General features: G+C 26.5%; 13 protein-coding genes. 12 read left to right on the top strand and 1 reads right to left on the bottom strand.

The annotated features are described in order from the left end of the window. Positions 1-122: 122 nt before the first annotated feature. The 8 genes from BR69_RS0101045 to BR69_RS0101010 all read left to right on the top strand — a co-directional run bounded on the left by BR69_RS0101045 (position 123) and on the right by BR69_RS0101010 (position 8138). Entirely contained in the window at positions 123-1010 is an 888-nt protein-coding gene (locus BR69_RS0101045; protein WP_051623436.1) for a helix-turn-helix domain-containing protein, read from the top strand. Positions 1011-1143: 133 nt separating this feature from the next. Further along, positions 1144-2562 carry a 6-phospho-beta-glucosidase gene (locus BR69_RS0101040; protein WP_027631514.1) on the top strand — a complete coding sequence of 473 codons (1419 nt, stop codon included), beginning with the start codon at positions 1144-1146 and terminating at the stop codon, positions 2560-2562. A gap of 25 nt (positions 2563-2587) precedes the next feature. Then, complete coding sequence (locus BR69_RS0101035; RefSeq protein ID WP_027631513.1) at positions 2588-3484, top strand: ROK family protein; 897 nt, start codon at positions 2588-2590, stop codon at positions 3482-3484. A 284-nt stretch (positions 3485-3768) separates the two neighbouring features. Further along, positions 3769-4875 carry an alpha/beta hydrolase gene (locus BR69_RS0101030; protein ID WP_027631512.1) on the top strand — a complete coding sequence of 369 codons (1107 nt, stop codon included), beginning with the start codon at positions 3769-3771 and terminating at the stop codon, positions 4873-4875. A 12-nt stretch (positions 4876-4887) separates the two neighbouring features. Next, the gene (locus tag BR69_RS19640) at positions 4888-5697 is read left to right on the top strand and encodes a phosphatase PAP2 family protein (RefSeq protein ID WP_051623435.1); all 810 of its coding nucleotides are present in this window, start codon (positions 4888-4890) and stop codon (positions 5695-5697) included. A gap of 423 nt (positions 5698-6120) precedes the next feature. Beyond that, entirely contained in the window at positions 6121-6336 is a 216-nt protein-coding gene (locus BR69_RS0101020; protein WP_027631511.1) for a hypothetical protein, read from the top strand. A 182-nt stretch (positions 6337-6518) separates the two neighbouring features. Next, positions 6519-7265, top strand: a complete 747-nt coding sequence (locus tag BR69_RS0101015) for a nitroreductase family protein (protein WP_027631510.1) — start codon at positions 6519-6521, stop codon at positions 7263-7265. A gap of 651 nt (positions 7266-7916) precedes the next feature. After that, positions 7917-8138: a cation transporter gene (locus BR69_RS0101010; RefSeq protein ID WP_027631509.1), complete on the top strand. Its 222-nt coding sequence runs from the start codon at positions 7917-7919 to the stop codon at positions 8136-8138. 436 nt (positions 8139-8574) lie between these two features. Here the strand turns inward: BR69_RS0101010 and BR69_RS0101005 are convergent, their stop codons facing one another. Then, on the bottom strand, positions 8575-8823 hold the full coding sequence (locus BR69_RS0101005; protein ID WP_027631508.1) for a hypothetical protein: 249 nt from the start codon (positions 8821-8823) through the stop codon (positions 8575-8577). Positions 8824-9126: 303 nt separating this feature from the next. Between BR69_RS0101005 and BR69_RS0101000 the strand changes: the two genes are divergently transcribed. From BR69_RS0101000 to BR69_RS0100985, 4 genes are read left to right on the top strand one after another with little or no spacing between them, the layout of a single operon-like run. Next, positions 9127-10065 (top strand): ABC transporter ATP-binding protein, encoded by a 939-nt coding sequence (locus BR69_RS0101000; RefSeq protein ID WP_027631507.1) that lies wholly within the window; start codon positions 9127-9129, stop codon positions 10063-10065. Positions 10066-10077: 12 nt separating this feature from the next. Then, positions 10078-10824, top strand: coding sequence for an ABC transporter permease (locus tag BR69_RS0100995; protein WP_027631506.1), 747 nt, complete (start codon positions 10078-10080; stop codon positions 10822-10824). Then, complete coding sequence (locus tag BR69_RS19635) at positions 10818-11795, top strand: ABC transporter permease (protein WP_051623434.1); 978 nt, start codon at positions 10818-10820, stop codon at positions 11793-11795. Before BR69_RS0100995 ends, BR69_RS19635 begins: the two co-directional genes overlap by 7 nt. A gap of 26 nt (positions 11796-11821) precedes the next feature. Beyond that, positions 11822-14395 carry a LuxR C-terminal-related transcriptional regulator gene (locus BR69_RS0100985; protein ID WP_027631505.1) on the top strand — a complete coding sequence of 858 codons (2574 nt, stop codon included), beginning with the start codon at positions 11822-11824 and terminating at the stop codon, positions 14393-14395. Positions 14396-15055: the final 660 nt, after the last annotated feature.

The following is a 15055-nucleotide window of genomic DNA, read 5'->3' as shown; positions in this document are numbered from 1 at the left end:
TTAATCGTATATGTAAAAAAGAAGAGGATTTAACTTAGTTTAATGTGATAAAAAATAGATTATATAAGTAGGGAATATAATAATAAAATGTAGTACTATTTATTGGTAAAATGGAGGTTATTATGAGAAATATTATCTATGAAAAGGTAAATTTAAGCAAAAATATACCTGCATTAGTAGAGTATTTTGGTAAAGAAAACTTTGATATGAAAAAATATTTTTATATACCCCCTCATTGGCATAGGAGTATAGAACTAACATTTATTACAGAAGGAGAATTAGTAGGGGTTATTAATGGTAAAAGGATTAGAGTACAGGGTGGAGATTTTATTTTTGTGAATAGTGGAGATGTTCATGAAATTGAGAAATATCAAGGGAAGGTGTGCCAAGGGGTTATTTTAATTTTATCCTATGATTTTATAAAAAGTGTATATAGTAATATTGATAATATTAGGTTAGATATTAAAGAATTAGGATGTAAAAAACATAGACTATGTGAAATATTTTTAGAGATGAAGAAATTTTCTTTAAATCCTAAAGAATTAGATTATATAAAAATAAATTCATATATTTATGAAGTTTTACATATCTTATTATCTAATTGTATAATTTCTATGGATAAGGATTATACAGAAAATTATTTTAAGTATAGAGAAAAGCAAAAAGAAATATTAACTTATATTAGTGAAAATTATAAAAAAGATCTAACCTTAGATCACATAGCTAAACATTTTTATATGAGTAGTGGGTATTTTTCAAGAAAGTTTCATCAATGGTTTGGTGTTAATTATAAACTATATTTAAGCCAATTTAGACTTCATAAAGCTTATGAGGATATAGTAAATACTGAAGGAAGTATTCAAGATATTGCTACTTATCATGGGTTTTTAAATGTAAAGTCTTTTATAAATTTATTTAAAGAAAAGTATAGAATGACTCCTCTTAAATATCGTAAGTATTTAAAAGAATCAAGAAATGACACTAAAATGGACAAAAAAGAACAACAATAATTTAATAAAAAATGATAATCTTTGAATAAGGAAGATAACGTGCATATTTAGCTTAAAATAAATTGCACGTTTAATTTTTATAATTATATGAAAACGCTTTTAAACACTACATAAATTAAAAGGAGGACTATATATGACTAAGTTTTCAGAAGAATTTCTATGGGGTGGGGCAGTTGCTGCTAACCAATGTGAAGGTGCTTATAACATAGATGGAAAAGGTCTAAGTACAGCAGATATAATGACAGCAGGCTCAAGGACAGAAAGAAGAAGAATTACAGAAGGCATACTAGATGGGGAAAATTATCCTAGTCATGAAGCTATTGATTTTTATCATAGATATAAAGAAGATATTAAGATGTTTGGAGAAATGGGGTTCAAATGTTTTAGATTATCAATTAACTGGACAAGAATATTTCCAAATGGTGATGATGAAAATCCAAATGAGGCAGGATTAAAGTTTTATGATGATGTTTTTGATCAGTGTCATAAATACGGTATAGAACCAGTTGTTACTATTTCACATTATGAGACACCATATAACTTAGTTAAAAAGTATGGTTCATGGAGAAGTAGGAAGTGTATAGATTTTTATGTAAAGTACTGTGAAAGAATATTTAAAAGATATAAAAATAAGGTTAAATATTGGATGACCTTTAATGAAATTAATTGTATTTCATTAATGCCGTTTCTTCCAGCGGGGATTATTGTTAAAGAGGGAGAAAATGAGGCTCAGATTTCTTATCAGGCGGCACACCATCAATTCATAGCTAGTGCAAAAGCTGTAAAGATAGGTCATGAAATTAATCCGGAATTTAAAATAGGAATGATGATGATTTATCCATTGTCTTATCCAGAAACATGTAATCCATTAGATAGTTTAGCAGCTATGAAAATGATGGACAATCACTATTTATTTTCTGATGTACAGGTAAAAGGATACTATACAAGTAAGGCTAAAAAATTACTAAAAGCTAAAAATGTTGTTTTAAAGATGGAAGAGGGAGACGAAGAAATTCTGAGACAAGGTACTGTAGATTATATTGGATTCTCTTATTATATGAGTATGGTTTCTTCAGGAGATCAAATAGATAAAGAGGTCACTGCAGGAAATATGTTAAATGGAATAAAGAATCCATATTTAGCTACAAGTGATTGGGGATGGCAGATTGATCCTATAGGCCTTAGATTATCATTAAATAATTTATATGATCGATATCAAAAACCAGTTTTTGTTGTGGAAAATGGTTTAGGTGCTTATGACAAAGTAGAAGAAGATGGGAGCATTCAGGATGATTACCGTATAGATTATTTACGTAAACATATTGAACAAATGAAGCTTGCAGTGAATGAAGATGGAGTAGAGTTAATGGGATACACTCCATGGGGATGTATTGATTTAGTTAGTGCAAGTACAGGAGAAATGGAAAAACGTTATGGTTTTATATATGTAGACAAAGATAATGAAGGAAAGGGTACTTTAAATAGAAGTAAAAAAGATTCCTTCTATTGGTACAAAAAGGTTATTGAAACAAATGGAGAGGTTTTAGAATAATAAAGCTAATAAGGGTGTGGTAAATATGAGGAAATTAGTTTTAGATATTGGAGGAACTTTAATAAAATATGCTGTTATGGACAATAAAGCTGAAATTTTTCAAAGAGGGGAGAAGAGTACCCCTCTAGATAAGATTGAAAGCTTAATGACCACAATTAAAGAAATATATGAAGAGGTTAAGAGTGAAGTAAATGGTATTGCAATAAGTATGCCAGGTAATATTGATTCATCAACTGGCTATATTTATTCCCCAGGATCATTACTATACAATGAAAATATTAATATCATTGATAAAATTCATAAATACATTAACTTGCCAGTCTCTGTTGAAAATGATGGTAAAAGTGCTGCCTTAGCCGAGGTGTGGAAAGGAAATTTAAGTAATTGCTTAGATGGAATCGTTATGATTTTGGGAACTGGTATTGGTGGGGGAATAATTAAAGATGGTAAGCTCCATAAAGGAAACCACTTTTTTGCTGGAGAATTTTCTTATATTATGCAAGACATTAATAGCCTAGATTTTAATAGTTTATTTGCTCTTAAAGGAAGTACATCTGCTCTTGTAAGAGAGGCTGCTAATGTTAAGAAGGTTTTTCCTCAATCTATAAATGGATATGATGTATTCAAGTGGATTGGAGATAATGATTTAGAAGTATTAAAGGTTTTTGAAAAATTCACAATGAACTTAGCTATGCAAATATACAATTTACAATGTATTTTAGACCCAGAAAAAGTTTTAATTGGGGGAGGTATTTCTAAACAACCAATTTTAATAGAAAAGATTAAGACAGATTTAGAAAAGATATATGAAACACTTCCTTTTAAGATTCCTCATGCTGTAGTAGATACATGTAAATATTTTAATGATTCTAATTTAATTGGAGCATTATATAATTATTATTTACAATTTCCAGAAGAGTAGTTGATTTATAAACCTTTATTTATGTGATCAAAATTCATGTAGTAGCAATTAAGGGTTAGATATTATTAAAAATAACTATAGTAATAGAAGATAGGGGTTAAATAGTTTTATATTTTACTTATGAAATAAATTAGTGTTAGGTAATTTAACATATATATTGCATTAAGTAATTTACATTTCACTAATTGATGACTTAATAAGTTTCAACTGAATCTAATGTAGTTTTAATATTAGAAATTATATAGACTTATAAAAATATAAAAATAAGAGGGAGTAATGATTTAATGGGTAGAAAGTATTCACAAGAGCTATTAGATAAAATCATAGAAAGACAAGAAGTAGTTAAAATTAAAGGCGCCAAAGTTTTAGTGAAAAGTATACCAGATAGTGATGAAAAAGGGGCAATGGATCCACGCCTTTACAATAATATGAAAAGACAAATAATATTAATGAGATTTCTGCCAAAAAGATTATTTAAATTTGATACTTCCCCAAAATCAATTAGTAAATTAAGAGGGATGTTTAATAAAGTTAAAAGTAATCCAATAGTTGAAAAGGAAATTAATATTATTCATGAAACTGTGGAAGCAAATGATGGGTACAAGATACCAATACGCATTTATAAATCTAAGACTATAAAAGAAAATGCTCCAATCCTTTATTTTATACATGGAGGGGGATTCTTTGCTGGTTCTCCTGATGTTGTAGAGGAGTTAGTAAAGCTAATTGTTGAGAAAACAGATATTTTAGCTGTATCAGTTGATTATCGCTTATGCCCTGAAAATCCATATCCAACAGGTCATGAAGATTGTTATTCAGTATTAAAATGGATTTATAATAATGGAGAAAGTTTTGGAGGTAATAAAAGTAATATCTTTGTTGCAGGAGATAGCGCTGGTGGAAATTTAACTCAATACTGCACTACAAAAGATATGGAAGATGGATTAGGAATGGTAAAAGGCCAGTTATTACTTTATCCTACTATAAATATGGCTAATGTTGAAGATGAGTTCTTTAAATGGAGTAGAGATGAATTTGAAATTTCTCCAAAGTATAAAAGAGGTGTAGAGATGACCCTAGGAATTTTTGAAGGACTATCAGATGGGCTAGGAGATGTTTTAGGTACTAAAGATATTAAGAATGAATATTTAAGTCCATATATTAGAGAGCCAAAAGGACTTCCACCAACATTTATCACAGTTGGAGAGCATGATTTCCTAAAGGTAGAATGTTTAGCCTATGCTGCAAAACTTAACAAGGTAGGTGTTAAAACAGAGACAATACTATATAAAGGATTAGGACATGCTTATGGGGATGATATAGGAGTTTATCCACAAAGTGAGGATTGTGCAATTGAAATGGGTAAATTTATATTAAAATACAGTAGCTAAAAGGGGTAGTATATGAAAAAAACATATAAAAAAGTTTCTTTATTTATTGTAACCTTATTAGTGATATTTACATTTACAGATTTACAAATATCCAATGCACTTTATAACCCAACAAGTAAATTTAGCTACTTATTTGAGGCAATTGGGGAGTTTCCAGCTGCAATTATTGCAACATTTTGTACTGTAAGTTTAATGATAACTAGAAATAAAGAGAAATCAATAAAATACAATTTAAGAACAATTGGATATATTATTATATTGGGTCTATGCTCATTCATAGGAGCATTATTACCAGTAAAATATTTTAATGGACCTAAAGTATTAATTCCTATATTAAGTATTTTATATATTTACCTTTCTTATATTATAGCTAAAAAAGAATTTATTACTAATAAAAAGGAACTTAGGAATGCTGCAATTGTAGGACTATTGACATTTGTAGTTGTAGTAATTACCTTTAATTTAATTAAATTTGGATGGGGAAGAGAGCGTTATAGACACATGATTTCAAGTGGATCCTTTCAGGGATTTTCAATGTGGTTTGTTCCACAGAGTTTGGCTAGTGGAAATGAGTTTATGTCATTCCCTTCAGGACATAGTGCAAATTCAGCTATTATGATTTGGATTACATTAATACCAACCTTTGTAAGCAAATTGAAAAATAAGAAAAATTACTTTTTAGCATTTGCAGTATTATGGATAGTTATGGTTACCACTAGTAGAGTTATTATAGGAGCTCATTTTGCATCAGATGTTACTATTGGGGCAACTATAACCTTATTAACATTTACATTATTAAAAAATAGATATATAAGTAATTAGTTGTTTTAGAATAAAAATACATTTCAATAATTAAACTATTGAAGTTCTTTTGAAAGATATTAAAAACTTTATAAAATAATAAATTTTTTAAATTATACCTTTCTTATATAATGAGATTAAAACGCCTATATTCAACGAATGTAGGTGTTTTAATTTTAAATATGAATATAGGGTTTTCAATGCAAAACTTATCTTATGCACTACTTAAGATCTAAGGTTTTAAAGGACTTAAGTGCATGTATAAGTTAAGATTCAAGCTAAAAGCCCTATAGAATTTTAAGATAAGTCTTTAACTGATTTATAGTTAAAAAGTTAAACTAACTTAAGAGATTTAATAAATAATGTGTGCACGTCATTTCAATATAATGGTTTAAATCTTAATTTTTGTATATAATATAGTAGAATAGTGGAGGTGATTATATTATGAAAAAATTAAATAATTATATAAAATTTGGGTTAATTTTTTATGTTACTTTCTTGATAGGGAATGTATTTAATTTGCTGCCAGAATTTACAAAAGGATTATGTGTAGGACTAGGTTCTATATTAGTTTTTATTGGAATATATTCTGAAAAACATGATATATCTAAGTTAAGAAGCTATAAAAAAGTGTTATTAAGACGAGTATTATCAAAATAATGTAATGTAAGTTTTAATATTATAGTAAGTTATGATAAAAGATCCCCCATAATATATAAATATATTATGGGGGATCTTCATTCTACAATAATATTATACCATAAAATGGATAAAATTATAAGGCTGTTATTAGATAGAGTATATTAGTATAATCTGGTTATTGTGATAAAGGGGGAAATTTTATGAGTAATGAAGTAATTGAATCCTTAAAAAAACATAGGTCAATAAGAAGCTTTAAAGAGAAAAAGATTGAAAAAGATATTTTAGATGAAATAATAGGAGTTGGACTAAGGGCAGCTAATGGAGGAAATTTACAAGGATATTCATTAATTATAATAGATGACTTAGATAGGTTAGAGAAACTGGGAGTATATAATACTCCACTTGCAATAGTGGCATTAGCTGATGCTTATAGAACTAAAAGATGGTTTAATATTTTTGGTGAGGACAAGGTAGCTGTAAATACGGCTCATGGATTTTTCATAAATAACTGGGATGCATTAATATGCCTTCATAATATTGCAATAGCAGCAGAAAGTTTAGGACTTGGCACATATTACAATGGTGATGTTACTTCTATGGATTTAAAAAATGTTATAAATAATCCAGAGTATACTTTTCCTTCTGGAATGCTTTGTTTAGGATATCCTAAAGATGAGGGAAAAATTTTAGATAGATTACCATTAGAGGCTATTGTACATTATAATTCATATAAAATACCTACAGAAAAAGATATAAAAAAATGGTATGGAGAAAAAGAAAGATTATTTCAAACTAGAAATAGTAAGGAAAGACTTAAGGAACTTAAAGATAAGGGAATTTTTAATATAGCTCAAGCGTATTCTAAAAGTAAGTTTAAAAAAGAGGAGCTAGATAGAATAAGCGAAGGAATAAAAAGAAACATTAAGGAATCAGGATATGATATATAGTACCTTATAAAATATAAATTTATTTTTAATTTCATTTCTATTACAAATGAGAAATATAAAGAATATTTTAAATGAAGAAGAGAGTGGGTAACTTATACATCTATTGAAGTTGCAGAGTAGTATATAAAAATAAAGAATTATAAAAAATATAAGGCTGTTACAGGAAAATAACTTGTCTAAGGTTGATAGTGTAGAAAAAATTAATTCAACCTATATATAGGCTATAACTGTAGCAGTTTTTTTATTTAATAAATTACAAAACTGCTATTGACAGTTGAGTAGTAGCTCAACTATAATATAAAATATAAATTGAACATATATTCAACTGTATGCAAAAATATTATATTAATATTAAATAATACTAGATATAAAGACTTAAGTAAGTATGCTTTAAACCATATATTATAATTCTTTTAACTTTTAAAATGAAACCATAAAAACTAAAATTTTATAGATTCAAGTTAAAAGTATATGTATTTCTAAATCATGAATATTATTTAATAATCCACGATTCCCGATATATTAAAAGCGTACATATATTTAAAAACTTGAACTAATAAAATTTAGTAAAGAGGAATTAATATACTTTTTAAGCAGTTTATATCTAGTAAAAATTTTTAATAAAAGAATAAAATTTAGGAGGAATTGATTATGAAAAAGAAGTTTAGATTAGAAGGTCTAGATTGTGCAAACTGTGCAGCAAAGATAGAGAATGCAATTAACAAACTACCAGTAGTAAATGAAGCAACAGTAGACTTTATGACAACAAAATTAATCTTAGAAGCAGATGATGATAAAATGGAAGAAGCAATTAATGCATCTAAGGAAGTAATTAAGAAGATGGAACCAGGTGTTAATGTAAAAAAGATATAAGAAAATATATAATCTAAAGAAGAAATAGCTTGTTATAATATTTAAATATATACTTTTGAATTAAGTATATGATTTTAGACAAAATATTATATTTATGAATTATATATGCAATTAAAAGAAAGTAAAATAAATATTAGTAATAATAAATTAGGGAAAATATAAATAAAATTTAGTTATCCGGTTTTATATTTAAATTTTATAAAGCAATATATTATTAGGATTTAAAGCTTTATAATATACTCTACAATACAAAAAACATACACCAAAAATTACCCTTATATGGACAAGTTATATTAATTTCAGTTGAACTTCAAATATAGTGTTAATTATAAAAAAATTAAGCATAATTTTATGCGTTATAAAAAAATGAGGGGAAGAATTATATCCCCTCTAATTTTTTTATAGTTAATATGAAGAATTGGAATTAGTTTATTATTTAAGTAAGTAATATTAAAGAATTTAGTACTTTATCATTTCCTTCTCGATTAAGTTCTTTATTTATTAAGGTGGTTATTTTTTTACTTGGAGGAATGATTTTTTTGCTCACTGAGAAGTCTTTTTGTAAAAGTCTATTAAAAATATAAAACACAATAGCTAATGAAACTATTGAGATATAGAAAATTTTAAGTGTATTGAAATTTTTAATATCACTGTTATTAAGTTTATTACTATTTTTCTTTACCATCCATTTCACCTCATACTGAATTTGGGATTTATAATTTTTATTGGTAGTTAAGATAATAGTAATAAAAATATTTATGTAAGTTTATTTCTAAATGTAATGGAGTTGTAAAATTATTTTATTATTTTTATATGATATATTATAAAAATAATAAAATAATGGCATATCTATTATTCTAGACAAAAGTGCTGGGGGTTTAATGAGTTTTAGTTTATATGAGGAGTAGTAAGATAAAAGAATCAACCTTTTGGTTGATTTATTTTTTTTGTTTAAATTATAGAATTATTACAAAGGAGATGATTCTATATGGACAGTATTATTAAAGTAAATAATTTAGAAAAAAGCTATAAAGGAAATAAGATTATTAAAGGAATATCTTTTGAAGTTAATAAGGGAGAGATTTTCTGTTTTTTAGGTCCTAATGGGGCAGGAAAAAGTACTACTATTAATATTCTTACAGGGGCATTAGGATATGAAGGGGGAGAAATATTTTATAAGGATAGAAAATTAGAAAAGGGAGATAAGGTGTTTAAAAAGTATCTTGGAATAGTACCTCAAGATATATCATTGTATGAAGATATTTCAGCAGAAAAAAATATTAAGTTCTTTGCTTCCCTTTATGGGTTAAGAGGAAAGGAACTCCAAGAAAGGACTAGGGAAGCCCTTGAATTTGCAGGTCTTACAGAAAGGGCTAAGGATAAGGTTAGCACATTTTCAGGAGGAATGAAGAGAAGGCTTAATATTGCTTGTGCTATAGCTCATCATCCAGAGATTCTTATAATGGATGAACCTACTGTGGGAATAGATCCTCAATCTAGAAATCATATTTTAAAATCAGTAAAGAGAATGAGAGAGAAGGGAATGACTATTATTTACACCACACATTATATGGAGGAGGTTGAGGAGATATCAACTAGGATTATTATAATGGATAAGGGAGAAATAATAGCTTCAGGAACAAAAGAAAAACTTAAAGAAGAAATATTAAATTCTAAGAAATTTCTTATTGAGGGAGAGGGATTAGATAAGATAAATATAGAAGAATTTTATAATGTTGAAGGAGTAAAGGATGTTCTAATAAAGGAAGGAAAGATTGAGATTACAACCATAAGCTCAATAGAAAATTTAGATAAACTTATAGATATTTTAGTAAATAATTCTGTTAAAATAATTAACTTAAGTAGAGAAGAGGCTAGTCTTGAAACTGTATTTTTAAATTTGACAGGAAAGACATTAAGGGACTAAGGAGGGGGACATATGTATAAGTTTCTACAGATATTTAAGAGAGATTTTTTAAATTTATTAATTAACCCCATGTGGATTTTTTATAGTACAGTTTTTCCTTTTTTACTTGCAGCTATTTTTGGATTTTTAAGTAGTGGTAATTATGGTAAGGAAATTACATCTTATGATTATTATGGCATATCAATAATAATTTATATGGCTTTAAATACATCAACCTTAGCTGCCAATAGTTTTATGGAAGAGAAAATAAAAAAAGGAAATATGAGAATAATCTATTCTCCACTTCCTAAAAGTAACATCTATATTTCAAAAATATTAGCTACAGCTTTATTTTCATGTATATGCCACTTTTTAGTAATAGCACTACTAAATCTAACTTTGAATGTTAATTTTGGAGGTGAAAATATAATTTATATCCTCTTGATATTAGGGGTTTTTGAAGGGTTTGTTTCAATACTTGGAGTATTATTTTGTATTATTTTTAAAAGTGAGAATACTGCAAACCAGGTTTTAAGCATTGTAATAAATATATTTGGAATATTAGGAGGACTATTCTTTAGGTTAGATGGTTTTGGAGAAAGAATGGAAAAACTAAGTTATATATCTCCTGTAAAATGGCTTATTACTAATATATTTAAGGTCATATATGATAGAGATTTTTCATATTATATGCCTACATTATATATATTAATTTTACTATCTATAATAGCTCTATTATTGTGTAGGATATTTTACAAGGAGGAGGATTATATATGTTAAGTTTTATTAAAAATAATTATTACAGAATTAGTAGTAGAAAAGAGTATATTATTACCTCTTTAATATTAACTATGGTTTCAATATATTTAGCAGTATTATTAACCTCAAGTTTAGAGCTAAAGGGAAATATAGCTTTAGTTACTAATAAAAGTGAAGAGATGTTTAAGTCAAATTATATAAAAATCAATATTATGAGCAATGAGCCACCTACCTCTGAGTTACTCCTTGGAAAATATGATGGAGTTATAGTTGATAAAGGGCATGGTGAATATGAAGTTAATACTATAAAGGGTGAAGAGTTTAAAGAAATCTTAGAGGCTTTTATTAAAAATCCTAAGGAGTTCAAACCTGAAAGTAAAGATATAAGAGGGGTAGGGACTAATATTATAGGTTATCTTTTAATGTTTTTGCTTCTTCAAAGTATATTATATATGTTCACCTTAGGAGATGATATGGAACTAAAACAAATAGAAAGAATAATTGCATCTCCAGTATCTCTTTTTAAATATATGTTATCGCATTTTATAGTGGTATTTTTATTAATTTTTCTTCCTTCATTCTTTATACTTACTGTGATGAAGGGGATTTTGGGATTTAATATAGGTTTTAGCCTAATACAATATGCTGTAATTCTTAGTATAGTTATTTCTTTAGGAGTGTCTTTTGCTATGTTTCTTAATTCCTTAATTAAGGTATCAGATAAGACCAATATGATGGGATCTGCCATTGTGATTTTAACCACTATTCTTGCTGGGAGTTTTTATTCTTTTGAGAAGAGAAATAAAATACTTGAAAGTGCTTTATGGATATTACCACAGAAAAGTATTTTAAGTTTTGTACAAGGATTAGAAGGGAAAAGGGAAGTATATTCTATGATTCCTGAACTTTTTTATGTAATTATCATATCAATTGGATTTTATATAATAGCCACTCTAAAAATAAAAAAGGACTATATAGTTAGAAAAGATTAATGTAAAATATTCCTAAGGGTGATGCTATGAATAATAAAATGATTTTGATGTTAACTAGATTAAAAATACCTGAACCAAGAAGAGATTATATACTTAGGGAAAAACTTTTTTCAAAATTAGATAAAATAAATGAATATAAGGTTACACTAGTTAAAGGAGGAGCAGGAGCTGGTAAAACTACTTTAATTACATCTTTTGTTAAGGAGAGAGGAATAAAAAATTTAAGATGGATATCCTTTGATGAGAGCTGTAATAATGTTTTTATATTTTGGAGTTATTTTATAGAAATAATAGGCGAGTATCTAGGGGAATCAAGAGAAGAATTTGTGTCTATCCATGAATCTAATATAAAAAAGGATAATATAGAAAAACTAATAACCCTTTTAATTAACAAGCTAGAAGGGGAAAAGGATATTTATATAACTTTTGATGACTTTTATTATATTACTGATGATTTTTTATTAAGTACCATAGAATTCTTTTTAAATAACGCTCCTAGCAATATCCATATAATAATTATTACTAGGTATGATCCTAATCTATATTTAGCTGCTTTAAGTATGGAGGGAAATCTTCTTATAATAGATGATGATGACTTAAAATTTTCATTAAATGATGGAGTAAAGTTTTTAAATAATACTTTAAAGTTAAGGTTAGACGAGGATACTGCTAATTATATAAGTGAGGTTTCCGAAGGATGGATAGGTGGAATGCAACTTATTGCTACAGCTAAAGTAGGGAATATTAAAAAGGAAATAAGTAAATTAAATCTTAATAATAAGCTTTTAGGAGAATATTTAACAAAGGAAATTTATGAGTTTTTAGATGAGGAAGAAAAAAGATTTTTAGTTTTTACATCTATGCTGTCATATTTTAATGAAGAAATTTGTAATAGGCTTTTAGATGATATAAGGTACAATAAAATACTTAATAATCTTATGGAAAAAAATATTTTAATAATATGTATAGATGAAGAAAGTGGTATTTATAGATATCATAATATTTTAAGAGAATATCTAATAGGTAGATTTAATGAGCTTAGTAGAAAAGTTAAGCTTGAATATCATAAAAAGGTAGCATATATTCTAAAGGATATTGGAGATTATAAGGAAGCTATACATCAACTAATTCTAGGGAAAAATTATGAAGAGGCTATGAAACTAATTTTAGAACAGCCAGAAAATATAACACTATTTTCTTATGTAGATAGAATTCCCATATCATCTATTATTGAAAATCCAGACTTTTCCTACCAAAGTTTTTTTTATCACTACGTGAATATGGAATTTAATAAGTGTAGAGAGTTATACGGTATGCTTGAGGGGAATATAAGTGAGGATCTTAGATATTCAGCCTTTAGGCTTTCAAATTTACTTATAGAAGATAACCTAAAAATTGATGATTCTTCTATAATGTCAATTTCTGAAATTCATAAGCTACCATTAAAAGATATAACTAAAGCTTTTATTTTAATTAAGGATGCTTCTTTTTTATGTATTAATTGTAAGTACAAAGAGACATTAGAATATATAGAGGAGGCTATAAGCTATTCTAAATCTTTTTCTAATTCATATATAGATTTCTTTGCTTTTAGTATTAAATCCTATATATTTGAGGAAATGGGAGAGTTCAATAAATGCATAGAATTTTATGAAGAGATGGAGAAAATAAAGGGTAAAGATGAAAAAAGTTTTATGCTATCAATAAGCTTTTATATAGGTATAACTGGTGTATATTTAAAACAAATGAATATAGAAGCAGCAAAGAAGTCTTTGGAGAGTGTTAATAGAAATTTTTCAGAGGCATCTCTTTCATTGGATAGAGCATATAAATATAATTTAGCAGAATATAAGTTCATTATTGGAGAATATGAAGAAGCTATGGTCTTATTAAGAGAGCTTATGAATATGGAAAGTTATAAAAATACATTATATATATCTTTAATTTTAAATTATGTTTTTAAGAAAAATAAACTTTCAGGAGAGTATATTGAAGAGTTTATAAATTCATATGAAACCATAGAGGAAAAATATAAAACCTTAGAGAGTAAACTTTTATATGCAAATATATTATATAGTAAAGGAAAGGTAGAGGAAGGAATTAAGTTAGTAGATGAGATCTTAAGTTATTCTCGTAGAAACAAAATAAAGATGAAAATAGTACAAGCATCCCTTTGTAAAATAAAAATCATATATGATAATAAAGGGAATAAAAGAGAAGTAATAAATCTTTTTAGAGAAGCAATATTCTATAGTTATGAAAATAAAATACTCCAGCCATATTATCTGCAAGATGAAACCGTAGTTAAGGTAATAAAAGAATATAATAATGAGTTATATAACTCTTTAAATGTAAGAGAAAAATTACATTATAAAGAAGTATTGAAGATATGTAAAATAGGATCTCAAACTATATTAAGTGAAAGAGAGATGGATGTTCTTAATGAAATAGCCAAGGGCGCTTCAAATAAAGAGATAGCAGAGACTTTATGTATTTCATTAGCCACAGTTAAATCTCATATAATTAATATATATGGTAAGCTTCAGGTTAATAACAGGGTGTCAGCCATTGAAGCTGCTAAAAACCTTGGAATATGGTAAGTATTTAAATATAAGTTTAATAAAGTAGCAATTAATGTTTGGAAAAAAATACATTGAAAATATATTCCATTTTGTCTATAATATATTTAAATAAAGGAAAAACTAATGTAGAATTGGTTTTTACTTTATTATAATTAAACTGAGTTATAATCTTTACGATGCTAATATTTAATCTTAGTAGTAATATATATTATTATTGTAGAGAACTATATAAGCCTAAATATAAATATGAAAATATAAATGTAAAGGTGTTGTTAATATGCAAAAAGAGGTAGTTTGTAATTAACTAATTAAATAAGGATTATTCTTAAAAGTATTGTTTAAAATCTTGATTATTCAAGGTTTGTTTGTAGTGCAATTAATTATTAGTTGCTACTATATTATTATAATGCTTTTAAGGGTAATCAGTATTAAATGAGCATGTTACACCTTATTTGCATAGTAGGAGGAACCGTGTTCTAAACACGGTTTTTTTAATGCCTACTTTTGCTACATTTATAGATATAATATAAGATTTTAGTTTAAGTATCTTAAAATATATAGATATACTAATAGTAGTTTATATATGGATTTATCTGATAGTAGTTTTTTTAAGTGAAATAATTTATAAATTGAAGTTTTAACTATAGGGTTTTTAATATAAAGCCTATTTTTTACTAG

Origin of the sequence: Clostridium hydrogeniformans DSM 21757, assembly GCF_000686705.1 — a bacterium.
GTDB lineage: Bacteria > Bacillota > Clostridia > Clostridiales > Clostridiaceae > Clostridium_Z > Clostridium_Z hydrogeniformans.
Note: the sequence above shows the minus strand (reverse complement) of the source record. Positions and strands in the feature narration are given on the sequence as shown.